The sequence below is a fragment of the Leifsonia sp. Root4 genome (assembly GCF_001425085.1).
Classification (GTDB): Bacteria; Actinomycetota; Actinomycetes; order Actinomycetales; family Microbacteriaceae; genus Microterricola.
Map to the genome: position 1 here is coordinate 396,163 of NZ_LMDN01000003.1, position 23,769 is coordinate 419,931.

Here is a 23,769-nt window from a genome sequence, read left to right on the forward strand (position 1 = left end):
GGGATTCGCAGATGACGCTTTGTCGCAATAGTTTCGTAATCGTGAAAGATGGTTAGAGTCGCTAAGGAGAGACGGCGCCTCGGCGCCTCGGCGCCTTGGCTACAATGGCTGGCTCTGCGAAGAAAGTTGTGGGCTCTAAATCAGACGTCTATCTCGGGAAGAGAATAGTGTCTTCGAAACGTGGATCTAGGCAGACGAGAGGCCGTTGTGGCGGGGGATGACGATTCCGGCGCAATTGTCGCGCGACGAAACACTCTGCGGAGCTTGGCTGCCTGAGCGACTCCGCTACAAACGACGGCGCATTGTGCGTTGACTCTTCCACTTCTCGATCAAAGGATGTGCAGTTCGTGAGCCAAGCTCTCAATGGTCTTGACGACATTGGTTACTCCGCAGATTCGCGCAAGGTCGGATCTTTGATGGACCACGCAGCACAGGCACTCCTGGATGCCAGGTTGGAGGCGGTAGCGTTTGACTTCAATACATGGAGAAAGGTCGTGGAATCGACTCTCGCGCCAGCAGACAGGGAGTTCGATCCGTTTGGGATTGCAAACAAGGGACTTCTCCGTCGAGCGTCTGAGTTGCTTGCACCGTCGCATCGCGCTGAGCTTGCAATAGCGCTCGGCTCATTTGCAAAGACAGTCCAGTTACGATCCGCACTAGGAATGCACTCGAACAACGATTCACTTCGACTGCTCCGCGGCGCACTTTCTGCCTATTCGGCGGTGAGTTGTGACGACTTCACCCCTAGCTCATCCGGCATTCTGATGACTCCGTTGGCACTTTGGACACTCGGGCTGCTGGACCAAGACAATCTCACTCGCAGACTGCACCATCCCGACAAGTTCGGCAGATCAGAGATGAAGCAGCTAGCGCGGCAATCAGGCTGGACCGCGATGCTGGCGGCGGAGCGCGTCGCCGATGTTCGCTGGCTACTGAGGCCAGATCCGACCTTGGGGAAAACAGTAGACCTAATTCTCAATGGTGCCCCAGAGAGCGAGGCGTTGGTTGAATCAGTAGTTCTGGCAAATTCGCGGGCCGCCCACGTAGCCCACGGGCCTGCGGGTCCTGTCGTCTCGGCCCACCACCTTGATGACCCAAATGTAGCGTGGCTAGATGGGAGTGCATTCGGCCCTGATGCGATGGCGGTGCTCAAACAGCTGTCCATCATTTCTGGGGATCGCAGTGATCTGCTAATCCTGGAAAATAGTTTCATCGTGGTGGAGGCTCAGGGCTTCATGGATGCGCTACTGGCTTTGGCGGTAGGAACCGCAGATGACAAGCGGAACAGCACCTGGCATGAGCGTGCAGTGCACCGGGAAGTGCGTAAGACGTGGCGACAACGAGGGCGTGTAATCGCGAACATCGCTTGGGCTACCTCTCTGCCAGAGAACTTGATGGTCGACCCTCCAAAGGTCGCCGGCGAGTTCGACTCGCTCGTCCTCGACGATCGAATAGCAATTGATTTGCAAGCGAAGAGCTCTCGCTCGACGAGTGCTGCAAGTCGAGAGAAGCTTCCCGTGTCGGAGGCACTCAAGCAGCACGAAGGACTGCTTGCGCTCGCTGGGCAGGGCGAACCGTTTTGGCTACTAAGCGATGGGCGGAAGACGACCAAGAAGGCGAGAGCGGAGAAGATAGAGACTTCGAATCGTGAGTTCATTGCAATCACAGTAGGCACCGACGTGGTGCACCGCTGGCTGGTTGGTGGCTCGAAAGAGCGGGACGGTGTGGCGAGAGTGCTGACAACTCTCGACCACATGCGCATCGTCAACCACTACATACCGGAGCCGTTGCGCCCCGTGTATTGGTTGGATCGTTATGCACAGGAATTCGATCCAATGAGGTTCGTTGACGAAATTGACTACTTGGTGAAGTGGCACAAGTGGTTAGCGCTTGGTTCGGGCTCCGGTGGGATTCACGTTATGGAGGGATTTGTGCTGGCGACTGACTCAGAAATTGAAGCTGATATTGCGCTTCGGAACAACGTCTTGGCTGTGAAGAATCCTGACCCGCGACTTATTGACCTTCTCAATAGAAGTCGTGCACAGATTGTCAGGATGAACTCCTCACTTGAGCCGGTCTGCAGGGTGCTGGGCTTGGCTTCCGTGAGGGGGTCGAAGGATTACTGGCGTTTCGCCCGCGCGCTTGTCGGTAACCCTCCAACAGCTGTTCGCGAGGCGATGGCTTCCAAATCGCAATTCATCTTGCACGAGGGTCTTGCTCAAATCGTCGTACATCCGGGCACTTTGAGTTCAACAGCTATCCGTGAGTATCAAGCTGGCGGCGTTTCAATGGTCCTTGCCCGCGAGGGCGGTTCATGGCGCCTTGAAACTATTGAAGGGGCAGGAGCGGAACCACTAAGCTTCAGAGCCCCTAGATTTGACTCCACTTGGGCGCAGCCCCTGCCAGAGCCATGAACCTTCGAAGCCACCTTCAGTGATGCCGGGTCACGTCAAAGACAGCGCGGTCGGGTCTGCAATCGTTCCCCATACCTGATCATCTAACGAACGCGAGCCCGACCGAACGCCGTCTTCCAAGTCGCTCTCGACAAACTGCGCGAAGTCAGCGTCAGATGTCAGGTGGTCGCCCAAGCACGGATTTGATCTTCGGGAGGGCATCCTTGAGCCTGTCGACGCGAATGGGTGAGTTGAGAGGCACTACTTAGTTGGCAGCTTGGGTGCCTTCAACCAAGAGTTGTTCCGTTCTGCTGCGCGGTGATGCCTGCAGCGTCAGGATTGGGTAAGGGCCGCCGCCGAAGCCAGGCAGAACTCGGCCTCGCGAGCTCAAGTCCGCGAGCGGGCAAGCAATCCTTGGTACCGAGGTGAGCTTTTGGGCCGAGTGGAGGCTTTCGGTGGCTGAGCTCGCTGCGACCATGGTGGACATTGGCCCAAACCTTGGACCGCCTGCGCTCGAGACTTGACACATCGATGCCCCACACCAACGGCCGGTGGCCCTTGACTCGGGTGGCGCAGATGTAGCTGGCGTGAAGCTCACCGGCCAGTTATGGCGACCTGGAGCAGCTGGCGTCATAACCTCGGGAGGAGCCAATACTCACGCAGCCAATGGTGTACGAGCGACGAGTTCCAGGTTCCCGCGCACTGGGAAGTGACGACCATGGCGGTGATCGGCGTGCCGGAGGGAGATGCTCGACACCTTGCCGGTGCAGGAATGAGTCGAGAGCGGATGCCGCGTGACGTCATCACCTGGGCGCGAACTGAGTATTGACGTTGGCGCTGCTGGAAGCGCTCTGCGGACCCGGCGACAACACGGGTCGCGGGCTGCGATCCGTCAACGGCAACCCGGCCCGGTATCGACGCGACCACCTGGACGCCGTCGCCGGCGAGCACTGGAACCGCTGAGCCGCGACACGAACCGACCAACCGTGGTTCACGATCGATGAAGCAAGACGACGACGCCTTTCCGGCTTCAAGGGAGCACTGGCGTGAGACACGACAACCTCCGGTGAACAAGGTGAGGGTGGTACCCACATCGTCCCTGAGGTCTCACCTACCCCAACCGTTCACAACCTCCCGGGGAAGAACACCTGGGGCGTGTCAGGTAGGGATTATGGCCTGACACGCTGGTCCTCGGCGGTGCCGGTCGATTTGATTTGGACGTTCGTCCAAATCTATGATGAGGGTACTGTCATCCACGCCCGAGGAGCACCCTGTGGAACACTCTCTTCTGTCTACCGCTGCCGGCGCTTTCCTGATTTGGGAAGCTCTGCTGTTGATCCCCATGGTCCCCGGGAAGCTCGTGGATACGAGGGACTTCTCACCTCTGCCTCGCTGGCAGTTCAGGCTATTCAACGTCTTCCTAAGTTCCCTCGGCATTGCAAGCTTCGTTGTGGCTTGGTTTGTCCTTGAGGGGCAGCCCTGGGCTTTTGTCGCGACACTCGTGCTGGGCATCCTCTACGCTGCGGTCTTCTTCGCTGACCTCTTCGCAATCTTCCCTGTAGTCCCCGACCGTCTGCCCGTGCAGCTTCTCATCTTGGAGGCGATCTCGTTGGCATCGGCGGGCGTCGGAATCGTGATCGCGATCCAGGGGATAAGGATGTGACCCCCGATAGCCAGGCGAAGAACAGTACCCGGGACAGGATTGTCGACGCGACAGCCTCCCTCATTCCAGAACTCGGGTGGGGCGGGGTGACAAGCAGGAGGGTCGCTGATCGCGCGGGTGTGAAGCCCGGTGTAATCCACTACCACGTGGCGAGCATGGACGAATTGCTCCGTCTCGCAGCGGTGCGTCGCATTCGCAGTTTCTTCAAGGACCGCGTAGACGGCCTCCTCATTCTTGAAGATCCGGGCGATGCAATCGAGGAGCTGTTTCACAGTCTCGTTTCCGTCGATTCCCAGAACCCGGACTTTCGACTGCTGGCGGAGTCACTCGTCGCCGCAAACCGAGATCAGGAGCTACGCGTTGAGCTTGCTGATTCTCTGGCGGAGCTGCGCCGCACACTCATCGATTGGTTCCGGGCGCGTCGCGTCGCGTCTCCGGGCCCTTTGGCGGTGACTGTGGTCGCGGCCATCGATGGGTTTCTACTTCAACGGATGCTCGATCCGGATCTCGACCCCGCCCCACTCGTGGAGGCCCTTCGTGCTCTCGCCTCGCACGTCTCTTCCTCCTCCTCAGGGGTGGGGGAGGAAGCCACCCATTCCTAGCGCGTTCCTGCCGACGCCTTGGTCTTTGCCGCGACGGCGTCCAGTCGCTTGTCATGTCGAAGATTCTCAGCGCACACCGCGCCCGGACCCGAAGTGCCGGAGGTTGCGGATCGTGAACGTGGGGCCGCCCTACCATTCCGCCTCGCAGTGAAACGCGGCGTACTCCGGGATTCCGTCGAACGGCCAGCACGCTGAGCCAGTTGGCCCTCGTATAGATCGACCGACCGTGCGTGCGCCCACCTGCCGAGGACGGTGGTCTGCTTGTTGAGCCAAGGACGGGCCACGTTCGAGACTTGATGCGCGCACGTTTATTCAACGTTTACTCACTCCAGACGACCCGAGATGTCCCGATAGAATGGAGGAACACCGCGCAAGAAAACCCTAATCAGGTCGAGATTGCTCGGGGTCAATGGGAACATTCCCGATGTGGAATGAGTTCTCGGGCGTATCGCGCCAACGTTCTTCCGTTGCGATGGCCAAGATCGGACGACGAGTATCCCCGAACGTAGTCCACGTCTTTCGAGGCGGGAGTGAGTCGGTGCCGTGGCCGGCCGGCCATCCCCGCCCCGATGATGATCCCGCCAAGGACCCAGCGTTGGAGAAGCGCGTCGTGGCCGCTGCGGATTAGCCCGGCTCAGCGTGCGTGCCCTGGATGCCCGCGAGAGTGCAGGCTCCACTGCGTTCCTCTGCACCCGAGACCGGTTCGCGACCTGGCATTGTCGCCGCTCTGGCGTGTCGCGCTTTGGCGCTCCGGCTGCTCGTACGTTTGGTATGCCAGAGTCACATTACGAAATCACGCCTGGCCGATTCAGCTCCTGATTGTTTCTGATGGGCGTTCGGAGAACCGTTGCCGGTATGCGGCAGCGAAGCGGCCGAGGTGCACGAATCCCCAACGTGCTGCCACCTCCGTCACCGTGACGGATCCGGGCTCGGCGGCTAGGAGTTCTTCGTGCACGTGCTCGAGTCGGAAATCGCGAAGGTATGCCATTGGGGATGTGCCTAGTGAGCGGCGGAAGTTCTCCTGAAGGCTGCGCACGCTAGATGAAGAAGCGGCGGCAAGCTCAGCTGCAGTCCACGCGTGGGCCGGACGCGCACGCATCAGATCCACCGCCTCAACCACTGAACGTGCGCCCGCGGGGGGAGGCGTGGCCCGAAGCATGTCCGAGTAGTTGTGAGGTTGCGCGAGCAGCAGACTGTGCATCAGTACTTGTTCTAGGCGGTGCGCAGCGAGTGGGTGCTGGAGCATGCCGTCGTCTTGGTTCGACGCGGCATCGATCATTCGGAGTGCCTGCAACACTGATCCTCCGGGCGCAGAAGCCAAGTCCAGCTCCGTTGAAAACGCCAGCGGTGTCCTGAGGCTGTGTCCCAAGAGGCTCTCTAGCTCGGACTGAAGTACAGCTTTCGGAAGCATGAGGGCGATCTGGGCGAAGTCGTCATCGCAGTCGAGATCGACGGGAAGCCCTGGCGCGAAGATTGCGGCAGTCTTCGGGGTTCCGTATACGGGGTCACAGCGTCCGGCTTGCATCCTCGCCCTGCCAGCCACGGGTATGTCGACATGGAAGTTTGAGGCTTCAACGGTTTGAATTCGCAGGGCGTCCCCAAATTGCAGGTAACCGGCAGTCACGCGGCCAACCTTGACGACGTTCAGGGACATATCTAGGGACATCGAAGCGGATGCCCACGGGAACTCCATTGGCAGGTATACCTCGCTCAGCGCGCTACGCGCAACATCGAGATCTCGGGAGGAGACAACAGGATGGCGACTGAATACCTCAACAGACATCAACGACATACCGAAATTCTTACTTAAACAATGGCACCGTGGACGTCCTGCCGCTCCGCGCCGCGTTAAGGGGATGCCGTACACCGCGCTTTTCGGATTTCGCGAGAACCTTCGGACCTTTAGCTTGGAAGGAACACGCTCCGGACCCGATCAAGCGCCACTACTCGTCAGATCGGGCGCATGTCTGCGCTGGCCGGATATCCGGCACAGCCTCGTCTGAACCCGGATGTACGCCCGCCCAGTGCCAGGAATCATTCCGGCGATCACAACGAAAACACGAAAGAGGTCATGATCCAGTGCCCGAATTGTCAAGCGCGGACTCGCCTTACGGACAACGAGTTCTTTGGAGTGGGTCTTGCCGTGAACCGCTTCATTCGCATCTGCGATCAGTGTGACTGGTCGGCCCTTGTTTCCGGCGCAGGGCCAAGACTTGAGGCGGACCAGCCGGCCGCTCGCCAGTGGGACCGTTTACGGTTCGCGCTTCGACGCGCCTGGAGGTCTGCCTGGGGTGAGGGCCCACGACTGCACTGAACGCTCGCAGCTGCGCTGATACTCCTTTGCGCGTTTCACGCGGCCTGGTTTGTTGCCCCTCCCCGTAAACAGCTAGGACGACCCTCGCGTCTGCTCTGCACCGACGGTCCGGCCGCTGCTCGGACCGCCGCGCGCCACAATCACAGGCGAAAAGGCGCGCGTCCTGTCTGTCATGGTCTCCATCCGGACAGTTCCCCCACACACAGAAAATACTGACGCTGCGGGCCTCAGGCACCAGCAGCGAACTGCCTGAAAGGTTGCGGCAATGAGGTTTCGTAGTTACCCGCAGCACGCTGAGATCTTTATCCTGACCCGCTCGAATGGAAGGATCCGCGTCCCGTGTGACTGCCGCAGGAAGCTGGATCACTTCTTTGAGAAGGTCATTGCCTCACAGGGCGCCGCCGGCTGAAGAGGGCTTCCCCCATGTCGTCAGTCGACGTGGATCCCGCTTCGCCAGCCGCGAGCTGCCTGAGAATCGCATCGTCGAACCGTGGCTCCTCGACGCCTTTCACATTCCGAGCGCAACGGCATGAAAGGACTTGTGCCGAGTCGTCGACCGCCGCCATTGCACCGCACGGCGAGCATCGCCGCAGCGATCCGTTGCGCTCACGCATCGCCCCTGAAAGTTGTAGAACACCAATGGACGCACCCGAACATCAGCGATGCCGATCAGTGTCACATCGCTTGCGGCGATGGCCGCACACGGTGCTGGGTCCACTTTTCTGGGGATGGTTCAAGGCCAGGACACACGAGCAATGCGAATGGCGTTACCCAACAGGGCCAGCCGAAATCAACATTGCCGGAACCTGCCCCGCCCGCATCCTCGTGATTGGTGACGGCCCCGCAGCAGGGTGCGGCGTGCGGTCCCACCAACTGGGTATCGCCGGACATCTGGGCAGACACCTCTTTTCACACATCCAGCGCGGCGTTGTGGTGACCGTCGCTGCTCAACCCGCTGCGTCGGCGCGCTCGACCCGCAAGTGCCTCGGCGATCTTGACATCGAAGGCTATGACTCGATTGTGCTCATGCTCGCTACAACCGACGCCTTCTGTCTCACCAGTCGCCGTAGTTGGCGGCGCAACATGACTGGCCTTGTACACGCTTTGAAGTCCACGAAAGCATCGTCCGTCTTCGTGACGACCACCGCCAGTGTGCACTTGGCAAGGCGCCTGACCCCGTTCGCGCGCCGGATGACAGGCAGACACGCGCGGGCCCTCAATGTCGAAACCAGTCGAATCTGCGCTCAAACAAACACCCCGCTGATTCAATTGGATGCTGCCTCCGACCTCACATCCCGTACCTATGCAAAGTGGGGTCGCCGTATCGGAACGCACGTCGCGCGCTCTCTGCAGAAGGGAGACGCTGCAACCGCGTTCCAAACGTGAGCTACGAGCTCCACGAACTTGTCCTTGACCTCATCCACCGACTTCTGTCCGAGGTTGCGGACGCACGAGGTCGAGGCCCGGGCGTGCGGGTTCCTCGGTGGCAGTCTCAAAGGTGTGCTGCTAGTTGCCGCCGCATGTCGTGTTCGGAATGAGCGCAATGACGAAATCGCTGAAGCCTCTTGTCAGCGTGCGCGCTGCCGTCGCGAAGTGACGCTAAAGGACAAGGAGCGGCGACGGGGCCGTGCTACAGGATGCAACCAGCGCGGGACACCACCAGCTCCGGTAGCATCTTCGGATGACCTTCGATGCGCACGACGCGGGCACCGACGTTAACGGGATCCGCCGCGAGTCCCTCAGTTGGGGCCAGCTCGGCGATGCGGCGCCATCGCGTGCCGTCACGGTTGGGGATGATGCCGCGTGAGTGTGCACCTCATCGGCGGCGGCGCGACCACGAGTGCAGATGCCGCGCTCTACGCCCCGTTCGTCGCCGAAGCGACGCTGCGAGCGGGTCACGCGGGCCGCGCGCGGCCGCGCGTCGCCGTGATCTCACTGCACCCCGAGGCCGAGGAGAAGGCGGCGGCGCTCGGCGAGCTTCTGGCCGAAGCCGGAACGGGACCCGCGATCGAGCTGCGCCTGACCGCGGGGCGGCCAGGCGAGCCGATCGGGCTCGGCGCGATCGCAGACGTCGACGGCATCGCGGTTGGGGGCGGCTTCGTCGAGGACGTGCGCGCCGGGCTCGAGCCCGTGTTCGGCGAGTTGCGCCGGCTGGTCGCCGCGGGCGTGCCCTACCTCGGGGTCTCGGCCGGCGCGATGATTGCGGCGGAGGGCTCGCTTGGAAGCGGCTCGCGCATCGGCGGCGTGGTCGTCTCACCTGAGGACCCTGACGAAGCGGGCGAGGAGCTGGAGATCGACGCCGGCATCGGCCTCGTAGACGTGGCCGTAGAGGTACACGTGGCCGAGCGCGGCATGCTGTCCCGGTTGGTCGCTGCCGTCGAATCGGGGCTGGTCGCAGGCGGGCTCGGGATTGACGAGCGCACGGCCCTGATCGTGAGCGACGGCGGGCTCCGGGTCGAGGGCAAAGGAAACGTCTGGCGGGTGCTGCCGACCGGGGGCGGCGTGCTGGTCTCGACGATCGCCACGTGAAGGCACTCGTCTGGTTTCAGGTCAGAGGTTCGGACTGACCCGTGGCTCCAGGATCACAACCGCGGTCTCGGACGAACGACGCGCCGCAAGGCTGTCCAGCCCCGTATCGATCTCGCGCCACCTAGACCACAGTCGCATGCGCTCGTCGCCCCGCGCGACGCGAGCGTGCACGAGGCGCGGGCCGTCCCGAACGACCACCCTCGCATCGGGTTGGGCCTGGAGATTGAGCCACCACGCCGGGTCCGGCTCTGCCCAACCGTTCATGGCCATCGTGACGAGGTTCGGACCGTCTTCGAAGTAGCCGAGGATCACCTCTCGCTCCTCGCCGGTGCGCCGCCCTACGGTGGTCAAGTAGAGCGTGCCCCAACCTTGAGGTTTGGGGCGCCACAACCCGACTCGTCCACGGGTGATTCGGTACATGCCCCGGTGGACTCTCCAGGCGAGCCTGACGAACCAGCGAGGCGGAATCCTCGGTCGTTCCTCCCGTGCTTTCGACACGTGTGGAGTCTACTCGCCCGCGACCGCACCCACGATGGTCTCGGTGAAGCCAAGCCTGAAGCTGCGGTGGGGAGCCTGACCGTCACAGAACCCCTTCGTCGGCAGATTTCGACACGGCGCAGATTCCTCCGCGCCTCCTGCGTAGGCTTGCCTGCGTGTCCAGGTCCCTGCGTCCCGCCCTTGACGGCCGATCAACATGAGAGCCGTCGTGTACGACCGGTACGGCCCTCCCGAGGTCCTGAGGGTCGAAGAAATTCCGGTGCCATCGCCGGGCGCGAATCAGGTGCTCGTTGAGGTCGCCGCGACATCCGTCAATCTCTCGGACTGGGAGGGGCTGACGGGAACTCCAGGGTACGCGCGGATCGGGGGGCTGCGTGCCCCGGCGCACCGGGTGCTGGGCTCCGACATTGCCGGGCGTGTCGCAGCCGTCGGCTCCGGCGCCACCCGGTTCCGTCTGGGCGAGGAGGTGTACGGCGACAATCTGGGCCTCATGGGTGGTTTCGCCGAGTACGCGGTGGCACCTGAAGCGGCGCTCGCGCACAAGCCTGCGGAGCTGACGTTCGCCGAGGCCTCGACGTTGCCTCAGGCGGCCTCGATCGCGCTTCAGGGAACCGCGAGCGCACGTCGCGGGCAGCGCGTGCTGATCAACGGGGCGGGCGGCGGGGCGGGCTCGTTCGCGCTCCAGCTCGCCAGGCTCGCCGGGGCGCACGTTACTGGCGTCGACAATGCGGGCAAGCTCGACTTCATGCGGGCGCTCGGCGCCGACGAGGTGGTTGACTATCGCAGCGAGGATTTCACCCGGCTTGGACGGTACGACCTCGTGCTCGATCTCGTGGCGCGCCGATCCGTGTTCCCCTACTGGCGGGCGCTGGCGCGCGGTGGCCGCTACCTCTGCGTCGGCGGAACCGTACGAACGCTGCTGGGGGTCGCTACGGTCGGGGCCGCTCTCGGCTTGCTCTCCGGGCGTCGGCTGGGGGTCCTCCCCGTGAGGCAAGGGCCGAAGCATTTCACGCCCGCCGCCGAGCGTTGCATGGCTGGCGACCTTCGCATCCACATCGACCAGGCCTTCCCTCTCGATGAGGTGCCTCGGGCGCTCGCCTATGTCGGTGAGGGTCGCGCGCGCGGCAAGGTGGTCATCACCCTTGAGTGAGGATCTGGGCCTCCGCGCGCGACGTCCTACTGCGTGCGCCGCTGATCTTGAAGAGGTAGATGGCGTCGAGTATGCCCAGTGTGTTCGTGACGAGGAGTGCGACAAACCACGGCTTTCTGCCGTCTCTGGCAGCTTGCCACAGCGAGGCGGCTTTCCAGCCGAGACTCCAGACGAGGGCGGCTAGGAACAGGCCCCGGGCTGCGGGGGTGTGTTCGCTCATCGATTGTGCCGGTGCGTGCCGCTGATTGTGCTTCATGTCGATGCAACCTCCCGCTCTGCCGCTCCGCAGAGCGGAGCGGGCCCGGCCGACGCCGAGCTTCTCTCCATGATGCGGTGCAACGCCCTCCGATGCCACCGTCTGTGGCCCAGCGAGGGTCCGGTGCCGCACGAATCGTGTCGTGCGGCACCGGGCCGAGGCATCCATCAGCGCTGTCGCGCGGTCGTCACTCGGTGACGCGGATGATCTCCGGCAGCTGCCAGCTCATGTCGAACCACGGCTCGAGCGGGCCGTACAGGCGCAGCACCGGCCACCAGGACTTGCCGGGAAGCGTCGGGATCCAGTTGGACTCTTTGCCCGCCGGTGCGGAAGCGCCGAACCACAGCACATAGGAACCGTCGGCTTCGGCTTGGAAGTGCTCGTCCAGACTCGACAGTGCCGGGTACGGCGCCGACTGCAGCAGCGATCGAGTCTGCGTGTCATAGACGTCGATCGCCCAGAAGTTCTTCGCCGGAGCATTCGCCGGCACCGTCAGCGAGTACGTGGCGGCGCCGTCCAGCAGCGCCCCATCGGAGTCCTCCGCCGTGTAGATGTAGGCCGATCCTGCACCGACCTGCGCGTGCGCCATTGCCGGCGTGATCACCGTCGCCGCGTAGTGGAACAGCGTGCGCGCGTCGAGGTTGCGCGCCCCGCCACTCAGGAACTCGTAGCTGCCGCCGACGAATGCGTTTTTCCAGGATGAACCCTCCCAGCGGAAGCTCTCGGGGTCGCGCGGCTTGTAGAGAATCGCGCGCGACATGGCGGCGCCCGTCCGAGCGGCATCGTCAAGGATGCCGCGCAGCCGCTCATCGGGCGCGAAGGGCGTGCCGTGCACGATGCCGAGCGAGCGCAGGGTACCCGCACGCTCGGGATCGAGCGCGGTGGCCGGCTCCTCGGCCACGAGCTCCGCGATCTCCTCGAAGAACGAGAAGTCGTTGGAGTGCACGGTGTTGAGCACCTGGTCGGCGATGTTCACAAAGGTGTTCTCCGGGGCGGCGTCGGCGTCGCTGAGTCGGTAGATTCTGGACTGCTTGATGGCGGGGACACCGCCCAGAGCGCGGATCACGAGGAAGTTCGTGAAGGTCGGGCTCTCGTAGGTGAAGTACCCCTCGGGTCGCTCGCCGTCGTAGCCCGGGGGCAGGAAGAGGTACTTGCCGCCGGCACCGTGGTCGGGGCCGGGGATGCCCATGTCGGCGACGTAGCGGAACCAGAAGTCATCCACGACGCACAGCGACTGCGCGGGTACCTCGATGACCGTCGGACCCCACGCCTTCAGGTCGAGGAACCCCACACCATATGTGGTCTCGGTGTTCGGGGTGAGCCAGAGGGCTCCGGAGTTGCACTTCGGGTCGGTGTAACCGATCTTGTCGGGGGAGTCGACACCGGCGGTGCGCAGACCTTTGCGGAAGGCGACCAGCGAAGCCCCGGGAATCGTGTTCATGAACGCAGTGATGCCGCGGACCAGGTCGAGACCGTCGAAGATCGACTGCACCGACTCGGGCTTGGGTACTCCGTCGAAGAACTCGAACTCACCGAACGGCGTCGACAGCCGATCGGGTGTCGAGACGTGGGACACCTCCTCGGCGAGCTCCGCCTGCGTCAGGCCAGGGCCCTTGGTTCCTTCGATTGCCATGCTCATCCCCTCGTCGAGTGATATCCGGTGAGTCCTCGGCGTTTCTTGAACTCCTCAGCGATTCTGGCAGCGGCGGCGTGTGGACGCACCCACTCGGGACGCTCTGCGGTGAGAATCACGGAAATCGCGCTATGCATCGCTCTCGGCGGAAGACGATGCTGAACCTCGGTCCACCCCGCTCCGAGGGTCGACCGAGGATGAAAGGGTAGTCATGGCAGAAACGCCGATTGATGAACTGGGACCGGTTGATTTCGTGATCATCGAATTCCCCGCCGGGGAAGCGAACTTCACCGGCGAGATCGCCGATGAACTCGTCAGGCTCGTGGATGCCGGCACGATCCGTCTGATCGACATGCTGGTCTTGCACAAGGCCGACGACGGTTCTGTCGACGCGCTCGAGCTGGGTGATCTCGACGACCTGGGGCCGCTGACGCGCCTCGAGGCCGAGCTCGCCGAGCTACTCGCCGAAGACGATGTCGCGCACCTCGCCGCCGCAATGGAACCGGGAAGCGTGGCGGGGGTCATCGTGTACGAGAACCTCTGGGCGGCGACGTTCGGCGCCGCCGCGCGCCGCGCCGGTGGACAGTTCATCGCGAACGGCCGAATCCCCATCCAGGGCATCATCGCGTCGCTCGAAGCGGACGCGGAACCGGATGCCGAACTCGAGACGATTGGAGCCTGAGATGTTGAGAGCAGCACGAGTTGGCCGCGTCGGCGTTGTCGGCGCCCCGGTTGCACGCACGGCAGTGGTCGCGGCGGTGACGCCCGGGCGGGCGCCGATTGCCCGCACGGCAGCAGTGGCTGCAGCGGTGACACCCGGCCGACCGGTCGCACGCACGGCCGCGGTCGCGGCAGCAGTGACGCCAGGACGGCGTCGCCGAATCTGAGGCAGAGCCCCTCTTCCGGGTTCAGAGGATTGCCGCTCTGGCGTCTCATTTCCCACGATTTCCGTGATGAATGCCGACGCCGTGCTGGCTAGTGTCCTCACAGTGACAGGGCCCATCGATGGGCCCTGCGCGAAATCATCATCATCATCAACAACAACAAGGAGTATTCAATGGAATTCTGGACCTTTCTGGCGTGGATGTTTTGGGCGTACGTCTTCTTCGCGTGCATCTGGATCTTCATCTCGATCGTCATCGACATCTTCCGCGATCACACTCTGGGAGGCGGAGCGAAGGCCCTGTGGCTGATCTTCCTGGTCTTCCTGCCATTCCTCGGCGCCCTGATCTACCTGATCGCTCGTGGCCGCTCGATGAGCGAGCGCGGTGCAGCCGAGGCGAGCAAGGTCCAGCAGGCCAACAACGATTACATCCGCAGCGTCGCTGGCGCGAGCTCACCGGCTGCAGAGATCGACAAGGCGCAGCAGCTGCTTGCGAACGGCACGATCACTCAGGCCGAGTTCGATGCGCTCAAGGCCAAGGCACTCGCCTGAAGCGCCGACGAGAGGGATGCGAACGATGACTGATCTCGAATACGGGCCCGTCGAGCTGGTGCTCGCTGAGTTCGACGGCGACCTGCCCAATCCCGGCGTTATTGAGGCGATCAGTGCACTCGTGGATGCCGGAACGGTGCGCTTGCTCGACCTGGTCCTCATCGCGCGTGACGAGGACGGCACGGTGAACTACCTGGAGTTGGACGACACGGGGATCGAGTTCGGCGAGCTGAATCTTGTCGCCGATGGGATCGCGGGCGATGAGGACGTTCAGGAACTCGGTGGCCGCTTGGCGCCGGGATCCTCCGCACTGCTGCTGGTGGTCGAACTCCTCTGGGTCAAGAACCTGGCCTCCCGACTACTGGAGTCTGGCGGCCGGGTGGTGGATGCGATCCGCATTCCCGCTCCCGTGGTGAGCGCGATCGTCGCCGAAGCCATGGCCGAGTCGGTCGCCGAATAGAACAAGCGCCGGCGTTCGCACCGGCACACAACACAACGAGGAACTGAGGGACACGACATGCCGTTGATGAGAAGAATGGGCCGTCCGGGACTGATCGGGATGGCCGCCCGCACAGCGGTGGTGGCCGGCACGGCCGCCGCGGTGAGCGGCAACGTCGCGCGCCGCCAGCAGAAGCGCGCTCAGGACGACTACGAGCAGCACCAGTACGAGCTGCAGGAAGAGGCGGCCGCGATGGCCCCCGCTCCTGTCGCGGCGGTGCCGCAGGCAGCACCGGCTGCAGCGCCCGCCGGCGATGTGGTCTCGCAGTTGCAGGCGCTCGCCTCGCTCAAAGCGCAGGGCGTGTTGAGCGACGCGGAGTTTGACGCCGCGAAGGCCAAGCTGCTCGCATGATCGTGCGTCGGCGATGACCGGCGCGGAAGGGGGCGACCAGACGGCACAGCCGTCGGGTCGCCCCCGTTGGTCCCGGGCGCGGGCGGTCATCGCAGTTGTAGCCCGGCGAGAACCGCTGTGCGCTGGGCGACGTCAGGCGCCGCTCTCGTCACGGACGCGTTGCGCTGCCGCCGCCTGAACACTGCGCACGGTGTCGCCCAGCCACTCGGTGCCGCGATGCACGTGATCATCACCGATAACGGCGACGAGGCCGCCGATCCGGAGATGCGCGAGGACCCGGTCGTTGGTCACGATCACTTCAAGCGACGACCGAGCCGCCGCGAGCTCGCCGGCGTAGCGCGTGAGCACCTCGACGTGCGAGAGACCGATGTGGTCGATCCCGCGCAATCTCAGGATGACGGCGGCGTTCCCCGTGTGCTCGTCAACTTTCGGCAACTGGGCCTCGAGCACCGGGGCGCTTGCGAAGAAGAGGCTTCCATAGGGCTGGAGTACGATCACCTCGTTGGCGCCGACGGTCGCCCCGGGTGCAGATTCGCGCCGTCGGCCGTCGGGCTCGAAGTGAATCTGGCGGACCCGCAGCCGATTCGACTGCTCGGCCACGAACAGAATCGTGCCGACGCCGACCCCGATGATCACGGCGAACTGCAGCGGGACGATCAGCGTGAGCACGAACGTGACAGCCATGACGGAGGTCTGGAATGCGCCCGTGCCGGCGATCGAGCGGATCTGCGCAGGCTTGATGGTCTCGTAGCCCACCACGATGAGGAGCGCTGCGAGTGAGGGCATCGCCACCATCGACACGGGTCCGGAAGCGAACAGGATGACGAGGGCCATGACGATCGCCCCGATGATCAGACCGAATCGGGTGCGCGCTCCCGCCGAGGCGTAGAGACCGGATGCCGACATCGACCCGCCGACCGGCATGCCCCGGAAGAGGCCCGCCACGAGGTTCCCGACGCCCTGGCCGATGAAGTCGCGGCTCGCGTCGACGGGCTTGCCGTCGGTGTTGGGCACGCCCGCCGAGACCGCGGCGCCCTGGATCAACCCGACGAACGCGAGGGAGAGCGCCGGCAGCAGGAGGAAGGCCACGTCGTCGAGTGAGGGGAGCACCGGGAGTGGCAAGCTGCTGGGCACCTCGGCGATGTCCGCGACAACGGGGACGGCGAATCCGGCGAGCTCGTTGAGTAGCCAGGCCGCGCATGATCCGGCCGCCACGGCGACGACGAGCCCGAACGAGCGGAGGCGCGTGCGCGTGAGCCAGAGGATCAGGCCGAGGGTGAGGAGGCCGACGATGAGCGTCGGAAGGTCGAACCGCCGGAAGTTCAGGAGCAGATCGAGTGCCCGACTCAGCCGGTTGTCGCCGAATCCGACACCGCCCGTGAAGTTCGCCAGCTGCCCGAGCACGATGTTCACTCCGACCGCGGTCACGAAGCCCGTCATCACCGCCGTTGGCACGAATCGCAGCAGGCGGCCACCTTTGAGCAGCCCGGCGAGGAGCATGATTACCCCGGTCAGCATCGCCAGGGTGTAGAGCGCGCGGTCGGGGTCGGGCCGCGATGCGAGATCGGTGTCGCTCACGATCAGTGCCATGGCGCCGGTCGCCTGGACCGCCATGAAGGAACTGCCGGTGAACATCGCGGCGCCGGCCATGCCGAACAGGTAGGCGTAGAGCCCCGAGACCGGATTGACGCCGGCGAGGAGCCCGCTCGCGAGTCCGTCGGGCACGCTCTCGATGCCGAGCACGAGGCCGGCGACGCCGTCCTTCCGAAACGACTTGCCTCTGAGGTACCCCGTGGCACGGGTGATCATCGGGTGCTGCTCTCACGCGGCTGGTGAACGGCCGCGCGTGAATGGGCGAGGCACACAGTGGCGACGGTGAACATGCGCGAGAGCCTTTCGCGTGAGCATACGGGTCGAGAATTCGGGACGTCGTCGCATGCTACGCGAGGCCGTGGAGGGCGGCATCATGCGATTACCCTGATAGCCACTCCGGCGTAGGGGGAACGAACGCCACGCGCTCCGTCCTATCCGACGGCGGCCAGGCTCGACGTCGAACCCAGCAGCTCGAGCTCGAATGCGCGGCGCACCGCTTCCGAGCGGGTCGATACTCCGAACTTCCGGAAGATCGCACTCATCTGCGTGTCAACCGTGTTCGGAGAGACGTACAGCCGCTGTGCGATCTCCACCCGCGTGAGGTGGGTCTGCAGGTAGGGGAGCACGCGTTGTTCCGCGCCGGTGAGAGCAATTGACCCGGCCCTCAGTTCGAGCGTGCGGCTGTGCCTGCGCAGCATACTTCGGGCGGCCTCGATCCGACCATCCAGCGCCTCCCGACGAAGGCCGGGCGGAAGCAGATCCTGGACTTCATCGAGGAGCATCCGCGCCGCGTCGGCGTCGCCGACGAGAAGCTGGGCGCGGACAAGAAGAAGTCGTGTCGGAATGCCGAGCAGCGGCACGGCGCTTCCGCAGCGATCGCGTTCAGACATCGCTCTCGCCAGGTAGAGTCTTCCCGACGAGTGTCGACCGGCGTTCAAATCGACACAAGCCGCAGCGGCATGCGCGTAAGCGCTCATGACGTAACCCTCAATGCCGCCCGTCCGCATTGTTTCCAGCGCCTTCTCGACGTGTTTCCCCGCGCCCGCCCAGTCTGCACGCTCGATCGCGAGCAGCGCGAACTCGGACGCGCAGATCACCACGGAGGCGGGGTTCCCGTGTGCGTCAGCGAGGTGACTGGCCTCAGTCAGAACCTCGACTGCTCGCGCCTCGTGTCCGGCATGCAGGAGAGTGCTGCCCAGGATTTGAAGGGCCGGGTCACGCCACGGGCTGTCGAGCGGTTCGATTGCAACCGCGAACTCCGCGTCGACAAGGGCTCGTTCGATTCCATCGCGCATCATGATGGCGCGGATCATCGCCTTGGCTGACGCGATGTTGATGTCGGTCGCATCAGCATCATCTGCGACGGTCCCCAGCAGCGTGCCCCACTTGACAGCGTCCTCGTCGGTTCCAGCGAGGACAGCGAACCAGGTGATCACGACCACCGCCGACGGCATTGCGAGGAGATTCGAATCACCGATCTCACGGAGCCACCGCCCGAGTGTTGCACCTTGGCCCGTCTCGTACGCCGGCAACCCTGCAGCCGTGACCAAGGCGGTGGCGAGGCCGAAATCGCCGGCCGCGATTGCATGATCGATCGCGGCAGGGAGCTGGCCCCGCTCAACGAACCACTGTGAAGCCCGTCGGTGCAGGTCTGGAGCAATCGAGGCAAACTCGAGCTGGAGCTCACCCTGCAGGTACTCGCGGAAGACCGGGTGTATCCGATAAGAACGCTGCTCGTGGACGGCGGTCACGAAGAGTTGGCGAACTTCAAGATCGCGCAGAATCAGCGCTGAATCAGACCGCTCAAGAACCGCATCGCACAGGGCCGGAATGTGCGAGCTCAGGATCGAGCTGTGCAACAAGAATCGGCGGGTGTCTTCTGGGAGGTCCCGCATGCACTCTTGGTAGAGGTAGTCGGCGAGGACAGCGTGGTCGCCGATCGCGGCGGCCGGCCGGCTCCTCGACAGAAGGGCGCACATGTGAACTCCAGCGGCCCAGCCATCGCAGCGGTTCACCCACTCCGTGAGCGTGTCTGGGGCAACGTGCACGCCCGCCTCCTCGGCGATCTTGGCCGCCCCGGCGAGATCGATACGAAGCTCCTCGGCACCGACCTGAACCGAGGATGCGGCCACCCGCTCGCGGGCGAGGCGAACTGGCTGATGCCGGCTGGCCAACACCACCTGGGACCCGGCCGGAACCCTGGCCAGCGCGACCTCCAGCACGTCGAGACAGGTGAGGCGCTGGAGTACGTGTACATCGTCGATGAAGAGCACGAAGGGTCGCTCGCAACGGGACAGCGCCAGCGCCAGCGCGGGTGCCATCCGGCCCAACACCGCGTCGTGGGCGGTCGCGATCTGCGTGAACACGGAGTTCGCTTCCGAGGCGAACTCCGCGCACGCATGTGCCAGCAACCGTACGACGGCAGCCGGGTCATCGTCTTCTGCACCGAGAGTCAGCCATCCTGTGGCGCGTTCCTCAGCATGCTCCCATTCTGTGAGGAAGGACGTCTTGCCGTACCCGGCTGGCGCGACCACCGTCACGAGCCGCGACTCAGCCGCTCGGAGGGCATTGATGAGATCCACCCGACTAACGAACCCGGTGTTGAAGTCCGGCGCTGTGGTCTTGCTCTCCAAGAGCAGTGCCCCGAGATCGTTGGCAGCATCAAGCATCTGAACCCTTACCCCATTGTCACCAAGGGTGGATCGTGTCGACCGTGATCCACCAACAGAAGCCTGTTTGTCGCAGACTATACCAAGGCCCACGATCCACTTGAGATCGTCGCGGGCGCACTCGGTGGAGGGGGATGGCTGGCGCTGAGGGCGAAGCAGAGCTGGCGCGAGCCGATTGCTCAGCGCGTTCCATCGGGCTCTTTCGTCGTCGCCTCGGTGAGGAGAAGGCGGAGCTCGGCGGTCGTCTGCTCAGCAGCGGCGACGAGGTGCCTCAATCGATCCGAGGCGCTTGCCGTCGCATGCCCGCCGGCAGCTGCACCTACGAATCCATTCGCTGCTGCGCCGGCGCTTAGTGGACCCGAAACGTCGCTGACTTCATCAGTCCCGGCCTCGGATGGCGCCTCATGGGACGATCCGGCATCGGGCTTGCTCGGCCCGAGGAACAGGTTGGCGAGATACCCAGTGAAGGTGCCGAAGATGCCGACACCCACGACAATGATGAGCGCGCCGATGATCCGCCCGGTGTTGGTCACGGGGTACTGGTCGCCGTAGCCGACGGTTGAAATCGTGACGATCGTGTACCAAATCGCGTCGGAGGCGGACGTGATGTTCGCGTCGTTGGCGTCTTCCTCGACCGCGAGGATCGAGATGCTGCCAAATTGCAGCACCAGCACACCGAGGAGCAGCAACGTCATCAGCGTGCTGTTTGCGCGATCGTGGATCAGGGTGTTCCAGATGGTGCGTAGGCCGACCTCGCGCATGAGCCGGTATACCCGCAGGAGGCGGAAGATCCGCAGAATCTTCAGCTGCGGGAATGGCAGGCTCGCGAGGAGGTCGGCCCACCCGTATCCACGGAAGAAATACCGTCCTGCCGAGTCCGCCGTCGTGATGCGGTAAATGAAGTCGCCGAGGAAGATGGCGCTGAACAGGCCGTTCATGACCGACAGGATGACCTCGAGCGCGCTATCGCCCGGCATCGCATAGATAAGCACGAGATTGAGGATCGAGAGGATCGACAGAATGCCGATGAAGATCTCGTACGCGGTGTTCTTCAGTTCAGTGCGTGCTTTCGTACGTGACGCGCGCATGGAGGCTCCTCGTGGATCGGGGCGAGCGGTGACCAGATGTGCCGTCGGGCAACATGTCGCCGAGCATATCGGGCAGGTCGAGATGAGCCGCGAGCTGCTTACGCTGCGCACGTAGAGCGAAGACCGCTGCAGATGCAACCCCTGTACACGCGTGAAGTGATGGCAACAGTGTTGGAGACACAACGAACGCAGTGAAGGCGTCTAGCGAACGCCACAGTGAAAGGACAGGACATGGTTCAACAGACCCTTGAGAGCCAGACCGATCTGCTCCACTTCCAGCTCCGCACGGCGCTGACGATGGAGAACGATTCCCTGGCAGCGCTTGGCGAACTCGCCAAGGCGGCGAAGTCCGCCGAGATCAAGCAGCTCTTCCGACACCACGCCGACGAGACGAAGGAGCAGCTCGCGAACCTGCAGAAGGTATTCCAGCTGCTCGAGCTCAAGGAGAGCACTGCGCCCTCTCCAAGCACGAAGGGCATCTCGAAGCAGGCGGCATCCTTGCTCGAGCGAAGCGCTCCAAAGCTCCGTGACCAGGTCGCGCTCTCGAGTGCCCTCGGCAACGAGCACTACGAGATTTCCGCATATCAGGGTTTGATCATTCCAGCCTCGACGATGGGGCTCAGCGAGGTGGTGGGGCTCCTGCAGGCCAACCTGGATCAAGAGGTCCACACCAGCGAAGAGCTGAAGACCACGCTCGAGAAGTTCCTCGCCTGACCGAGTTCACCAATCGCGGAAAGAGAGACTCATGTCCAACCCTGATCCCATGCCCGCCAATACGGATCGCGCCGATGAAATCGTGAACCCTGAAGACCTCCCCGCGCAGATCGAGGTCACGGAGCACGATGGTGTGACCCGCATCGACATCGCGGCCGACGCGACCGTGCGTCCCGGAGATCCCAGTGCTCCCCGGGGGCCGGAGGAAGACTCCGGCAGCAGCTGAGCGTAGGCATGCTTCCATCACAGGGCTCGAGGCTGTGTCGGCTGTCGCCCCCGGACTACTGAACGAGGCGCCCGGAGAATTCAGGTGAGTTGCTGAGACCCCTCGACTGCAGCGGCCATCGCCGAGGTCGTAGGAGGGGTGCGCGCCTTCGTGTATCGGCGAACCCCCACCGAAACCGGGGCGGAATACTACTGTTGCCGTATGTTCACGAACGATCCGCTGCCCGACCGCCCCGCTCCGGACAACCCGTCGGGGAAGCTGATTCTCTTGCGCCATGGGGAGACGGAGTGGTCGAAGAATGGCAAGCACACTGGGCTCACGGATATTCCGCTCACTGCCCGGGGAGAGGAACTTGCCCGCGGCGCGGGCCGGTTGGTGGCCGGATATGATTTCTCGCTCGTGCTGACATCGCCGCTGCAGCGTGCGCGACGCACCGCTGAGCTCGCCGGCCTTGACGCCGAGGTAGATCCGCTTCTCGTCGAATGGGACTACGGCGGGTACGAGGGGCGCACGACGCGCGACATCCGCAGCGAACTCGGCTACAACTGGAGCGCATTCACCCACGGCGTGATCCGTGGTCATACGCCCGGTGAGACGGTCGAAGAGGTTGCCGCCCGCGCATCGCGGGTGCTCACGCGCGTGCTGCCTGCCATGGAAAAGGGAAATGTCGCTCTCATCGCGCACGGCCATTTCCTGCGCATTCTGACCGCGGTGTACCTCCGAATGGCCCCTCGTTTCGGTGCCCAGATCACACTGGATGCCGGATCAGTCTCCGTGCTCAGCTTCTACCGTGAGCAGCCGGCCATCGTGTCGTGGAACTATGGCGCCGAACTGCCCGTGGTGCCCTCAGAATCCTAAGCTGCGAGCCCAACTGTTGAAGGCTTGAGGCACTATGACCAGGCGTGGCACGCAGATCCCACTCGAGCAGTACTTCGCCGGTAGCGACGTCCGCTCTCGTGAACTGTTCGAAGTCGTGCGCTCGGCAATCGCATCCGTCGGACAATCTGACTTGCGAGTGACCAAGAGTCAGATCGAGTTCCGCCATCGAGAAGGCTTCGCGTGGGTCTGGATGCCCGCCCAGTACGTGCGCGGGACCGTTGCTCCGTTAGTTCTCACGATCACACTGAGCCGTCGCGACGCCTCGCCGAGGTGGAAGGAAGTTGTCGAACCCCGGCGCGGCCACTTCACCCACCACCTCGAGCTGCACTCGAGTGAGGATGTCGACGAGGAAGTCCTGAACTGGATCCGCGAGGCATGGGATCAGTCCGGATAGCCGTTGACTACTCCAGAGCTGTCGCCCAGGCGGGTGCGACGATCTTCGCCCCGCCGAACATGGGGTACTCGACGAGCGCGCATTGGTCGGCTAGTTGCGCCCACGGCCGGTTCAGGCCGAAACTGCCGTAGTCGCGAACCTGGGTGACGCGGTCGAGGTCGAGCACCGCAAAGATCACTTCCTCGCCTTCGGACGCGCGCTGCAGAATGGTGCCCTCGGGGTCGACGAGCACGCTCTCGCCCACGCCTGAGGGTGCGGCGCCGTTCAGGTTGACGACGAAGACCTGGTTTGCGAATGCGTTGGCTCTGGCCATCACGACCTCCATCTCGCGGTCGCGCGTCGTGGTGAGGGTCGGCTGGATGATTACCTCGGCGCCGAGCCAGGCGAGCTGCCTGGCGACTTCGGGGAAGCTGCCGTCGAAGCAGATCGCCAGCCCAACGCGCCCGACGCCGGGGATGTCGAAGGTGGTGAAGTCACGCCCCGGGGTGAGCTCCTCGTATGGCCGCCACGGGAAGAGCTTGCGGTAGCGAGCGACCACTTCACCGTCGGGGGAGATCGCGACGGCTGTGTTGTACAGCCGGTTGTCGACGCCCCGTTCGACGAGGGATCCGGGCACGAGCCACACGCCGAGCTCCCGCGCGAGGGCGCCGAGTTTGTCGGTCAGCGGCCCGGGGATCGTCGTCGCAGCCCGCTCGTCGAACTCGGGGTCATCAACGAGGAATGGGGCGGGAGCGGCGAGAAGCAGTTCGGGCACAACGACAAGGTCCACGTGCGGTTGGATCGCGACGACCTTGCGCACCTGCGCCTCGAACTGCGCCCAGGTGGCGGCTAGATCGCGAGCGACTGCGGCGGTCTGGATGGCGGCGATGGATAGGGTGCGCAT

23 protein-coding genes and 1 pseudogene are annotated in these 23,769 nt (G+C 63.8%); 15 read left to right on the forward strand and 9 right to left on the reverse strand.

The window, feature by feature from the left end; all coding sequences use genetic code 11:
- The first annotated feature begins 347 nt into the window (after positions 1–347).
- Positions 348–2,414 (forward strand): hypothetical protein, encoded by a 2,067-nt coding sequence (locus ASC66_RS18170; protein WP_157509771.1) that lies wholly within the window; start codon positions 348–350, stop codon positions 2,412–2,414.
- A gap of 839 nt (positions 2,415–3,253) precedes the next feature.
- Here ASC66_RS18170 and ASC66_RS17860 read toward each other — a convergent pair.
- Positions 3,254–3,448: pseudogene (locus ASC66_RS17860) on the reverse strand (helix-turn-helix domain-containing protein); the annotation flags it as partial.
- Between the two features lie 218 nt (positions 3,449–3,666).
- Between ASC66_RS17860 and ASC66_RS11520 the strand changes: the two are divergent.
- Positions 3,667–4,056, forward strand: a complete 390-nt coding sequence (locus tag ASC66_RS11520) for a DUF8051 family protein (protein WP_157509772.1) — start codon at positions 3,667–3,669, stop codon at positions 4,054–4,056.
- Positions 4,053–4,658 (forward strand): TetR/AcrR family transcriptional regulator, encoded by a 606-nt coding sequence (locus ASC66_RS11525; protein ID WP_055839427.1) that lies wholly within the window; start codon positions 4,053–4,055, stop codon positions 4,656–4,658. The genes ASC66_RS11520 and ASC66_RS11525 overlap by 4 nt, the downstream gene beginning before the upstream one ends.
- A gap of 808 nt (positions 4,659–5,466) precedes the next feature.
- Here ASC66_RS11525 and ASC66_RS11530 read toward each other — a convergent pair.
- Positions 5,467–6,450, reverse strand: a complete 984-nt coding sequence (locus tag ASC66_RS11530) for an AraC family transcriptional regulator (protein ID WP_055839431.1) — start codon at positions 6,448–6,450, stop codon at positions 5,467–5,469.
- 1,161 nt (positions 6,451–7,611) lie between these two features.
- Here ASC66_RS11530 and ASC66_RS18175 point away from each other — a divergent pair.
- The 3 genes from ASC66_RS18175 (at position 7,612) to ASC66_RS11535 (ending at position 9,501) form a co-directional block, all read left to right on the forward strand.
- Entirely contained in the window at positions 7,612–8,358 is a 747-nt protein-coding gene (locus tag ASC66_RS18175; protein WP_157509773.1) for an SGNH/GDSL hydrolase family protein, read from the forward strand.
- A gap of 295 nt (positions 8,359–8,653) precedes the next feature.
- Positions 8,654–8,779, forward strand: coding sequence for a hypothetical protein (locus ASC66_RS18565; RefSeq protein ID WP_286145593.1), 126 nt, complete (start codon positions 8,654–8,656; stop codon positions 8,777–8,779).
- Positions 8,776–9,501 (forward strand): Type 1 glutamine amidotransferase-like domain-containing protein, encoded by a 726-nt coding sequence (locus tag ASC66_RS11535; protein WP_055839433.1) that lies wholly within the window; start codon positions 8,776–8,778, stop codon positions 9,499–9,501. The genes ASC66_RS18565 and ASC66_RS11535 overlap by 4 nt, the downstream gene beginning before the upstream one ends.
- A gap of 21 nt (positions 9,502–9,522) precedes the next feature.
- Here the strand turns inward: ASC66_RS11535 and ASC66_RS11540 are convergent, their stop codons facing one another.
- Positions 9,523–9,999, reverse strand: a complete 477-nt coding sequence (locus ASC66_RS11540) for a nitroreductase/quinone reductase family protein (protein WP_286145594.1) — start codon at positions 9,997–9,999, stop codon at positions 9,523–9,525.
- Between the two features lie 196 nt (positions 10,000–10,195).
- Between ASC66_RS11540 and ASC66_RS11545 the strand changes: the two genes are divergently transcribed.
- Complete coding sequence (locus ASC66_RS11545; RefSeq protein ID WP_055839440.1) at positions 10,196–11,149, forward strand: NAD(P)-dependent alcohol dehydrogenase; 954 nt, start codon at positions 10,196–10,198, stop codon at positions 11,147–11,149.
- Here the strand turns inward: ASC66_RS11545 and ASC66_RS11550 are convergent.
- Both ASC66_RS11550 and ASC66_RS11555 read right to left on the reverse strand, forming a co-directional pair.
- The gene (locus ASC66_RS11550) at positions 11,136–11,405 is read right to left on the reverse strand and encodes a DUF5652 family protein (protein WP_157509774.1); all 270 of its coding nucleotides are present in this window, start codon (positions 11,403–11,405) and stop codon (positions 11,136–11,138) included. The two genes, ASC66_RS11545 and ASC66_RS11550, sit on opposite strands and share 14 nt — an antisense overlap.
- Before the next feature lie 187 nt (positions 11,406–11,592).
- A complete protein-coding gene (locus ASC66_RS11555) occupies positions 11,593–13,038 on the reverse strand; it encodes a DUF1254 domain-containing protein (RefSeq protein WP_082492326.1) in 1,446 nt (481 codons plus the stop codon).
- A gap of 211 nt (positions 13,039–13,249) precedes the next feature.
- Here ASC66_RS11555 and ASC66_RS11560 point away from each other — a divergent pair, with 211 nt between their 5' ends.
- From ASC66_RS11560 to ASC66_RS11575, 4 genes are all read left to right on the forward strand, one after another.
- On the forward strand, positions 13,250–13,720 hold the full coding sequence (locus ASC66_RS11560) for a DUF6325 family protein (RefSeq protein ID WP_055839446.1): 471 nt from the start codon (positions 13,250–13,252) through the stop codon (positions 13,718–13,720).
- 375 nt (positions 13,721–14,095) lie between these two features.
- Positions 14,096–14,473: an SHOCT domain-containing protein gene (locus ASC66_RS11565; protein WP_055839450.1), complete on the forward strand. Its 378-nt coding sequence runs from the start codon at positions 14,096–14,098 to the stop codon at positions 14,471–14,473.
- Positions 14,474–14,498: 25 nt separating this feature from the next.
- A complete protein-coding gene (locus ASC66_RS11570; protein ID WP_055840371.1) occupies positions 14,499–14,933 on the forward strand; it encodes a DUF6325 family protein in 435 nt (144 codons plus the stop codon).
- Between the two features lie 75 nt (positions 14,934–15,008).
- Positions 15,009–15,323, forward strand: coding sequence for an SHOCT domain-containing protein (locus ASC66_RS11575; protein ID WP_200944810.1), 315 nt, complete (start codon positions 15,009–15,011; stop codon positions 15,321–15,323).
- Positions 15,324–15,455: 132 nt separating this feature from the next.
- Here the strand turns inward: ASC66_RS11575 and ASC66_RS11580 are convergent, their stop codons facing one another.
- The 3 genes from ASC66_RS11580 to ASC66_RS11590 form a co-directional block, all read right to left on the reverse strand.
- Positions 15,456–17,132, reverse strand: coding sequence for a SulP family inorganic anion transporter (locus tag ASC66_RS11580; protein ID WP_055839455.1), 1,677 nt, complete (start codon positions 17,130–17,132; stop codon positions 15,456–15,458).
- 215 nt (positions 17,133–17,347) lie between these two features.
- Positions 17,348–19,585: a LuxR family transcriptional regulator gene (locus ASC66_RS11585; protein ID WP_055839458.1), complete on the reverse strand. Its 2,238-nt coding sequence runs from the start codon at positions 19,583–19,585 to the stop codon at positions 17,348–17,350.
- Between the two features lie 179 nt (positions 19,586–19,764).
- Positions 19,765–20,811 carry an ion transporter gene (locus ASC66_RS11590; protein ID WP_235496871.1) on the reverse strand — a complete coding sequence of 349 codons (1,047 nt, stop codon included), beginning with the start codon at positions 20,809–20,811 and terminating at the stop codon, positions 19,765–19,767.
- A gap of 93 nt (positions 20,812–20,904) precedes the next feature.
- On the opposite strand from ASC66_RS11590, the gene ASC66_RS11595 reads away from it, so the two are divergent.
- From ASC66_RS11595 to ASC66_RS11610, 4 genes are all read left to right on the forward strand, one after another.
- Positions 20,905–21,387, forward strand: a complete 483-nt coding sequence (locus ASC66_RS11595) for a YciE/YciF ferroxidase family protein (protein WP_055839464.1) — start codon at positions 20,905–20,907, stop codon at positions 21,385–21,387.
- A 49-nt stretch (positions 21,388–21,436) separates the two neighbouring features.
- On the forward strand, positions 21,437–21,613 hold the full coding sequence (locus tag ASC66_RS11600; protein WP_157509775.1) for a hypothetical protein: 177 nt from the start codon (positions 21,437–21,439) through the stop codon (positions 21,611–21,613).
- Positions 21,614–21,751: 138 nt separating this feature from the next.
- Complete coding sequence (locus tag ASC66_RS11605) at positions 21,752–22,471, forward strand: histidine phosphatase family protein (RefSeq protein ID WP_353612526.1); 720 nt, start codon at positions 21,752–21,754, stop codon at positions 22,469–22,471.
- 34 nt (positions 22,472–22,505) lie between these two features.
- Complete coding sequence (locus ASC66_RS11610) at positions 22,506–22,886, forward strand: DUF5655 domain-containing protein (RefSeq protein ID WP_055839473.1); 381 nt, start codon at positions 22,506–22,508, stop codon at positions 22,884–22,886.
- A 7-nt stretch (positions 22,887–22,893) separates the two neighbouring features.
- Here the strand turns inward: ASC66_RS11610 and ASC66_RS11615 are convergent, their stop codons facing one another.
- Positions 22,894–23,769 (reverse strand): carbon-nitrogen hydrolase family protein, encoded by an 876-nt coding sequence (locus tag ASC66_RS11615; protein ID WP_055839476.1) that lies wholly within the window; start codon positions 23,767–23,769, stop codon positions 22,894–22,896.

Bases quoted from the DNA above. Each gene is read 5' to 3' on its own strand.
- ASC66_RS11610 (WP_055839473.1), top strand. From the start codon at position 22,506: ATGACCAGGCGTGGCACGCAGATCCCACTCGAGCAGTACTTCGCCGGT.
- ASC66_RS11545 (WP_055839440.1), top strand. From the start codon at position 10,196: ATGAGAGCCGTCGTGTACGACCGGTACGGCCCTCCCGAGGTCCTGAGG.
- ASC66_RS11570 (WP_055840371.1), top strand. From the start codon at position 14,499: ATGACTGATCTCGAATACGGGCCCGTCGAGCTGGTGCTCGCTGAGTTC.
- ASC66_RS11555 (WP_082492326.1), bottom strand. From the start codon at position 13,038: ATGGCAATCGAAGGAACCAAGGGCCCTGGCCTGACGCAGGCGGAGCTC.
- ASC66_RS11565 (WP_055839450.1), top strand. From the start codon at position 14,096: ATGGAATTCTGGACCTTTCTGGCGTGGATGTTTTGGGCGTACGTCTTC.
- ASC66_RS11550 (WP_157509774.1), bottom strand. From the start codon at position 11,405: ATGAAGCACAATCAGCGGCACGCACCGGCACAATCGATGAGCGAACAC.
- ASC66_RS18565 (WP_286145593.1), top strand. From the start codon at position 8,654: ATGACCTTCGATGCGCACGACGCGGGCACCGACGTTAACGGGATCCGC.
- ASC66_RS11585 (WP_055839458.1), bottom strand. From the start codon at position 19,585: ATGCTTGATGCTGCCAACGATCTCGGGGCACTGCTCTTGGAGAGCAAG.
- ASC66_RS11595 (WP_055839464.1), top strand. From the start codon at position 20,905: ATGGTTCAACAGACCCTTGAGAGCCAGACCGATCTGCTCCACTTCCAG.
- ASC66_RS11600 (WP_157509775.1), top strand. From the start codon at position 21,437: ATGCCCGCCAATACGGATCGCGCCGATGAAATCGTGAACCCTGAAGAC.
- ASC66_RS11615 (WP_055839476.1), bottom strand. From the start codon at position 23,769: ATGCGCACCCTATCCATCGCCGCCATCCAGACCGCCGCAGTCGCTCGC.
- ASC66_RS11560 (WP_055839446.1), top strand. From the start codon at position 13,250: ATGGCAGAAACGCCGATTGATGAACTGGGACCGGTTGATTTCGTGATC.
- ASC66_RS11580 (WP_055839455.1), bottom strand. From the start codon at position 17,132: ATGATCACCCGTGCCACGGGGTACCTCAGAGGCAAGTCGTTTCGGAAG.
- ASC66_RS18175 (WP_157509773.1), top strand. From the start codon at position 7,612: ATGGACGCACCCGAACATCAGCGATGCCGATCAGTGTCACATCGCTTG.
- ASC66_RS11575 (WP_200944810.1), top strand. From the start codon at position 15,009: ATGGGCCGTCCGGGACTGATCGGGATGGCCGCCCGCACAGCGGTGGTG.
- ASC66_RS11530 (WP_055839431.1), bottom strand. From the start codon at position 6,450: ATGTCGTTGATGTCTGTTGAGGTATTCAGTCGCCATCCTGTTGTCTCC.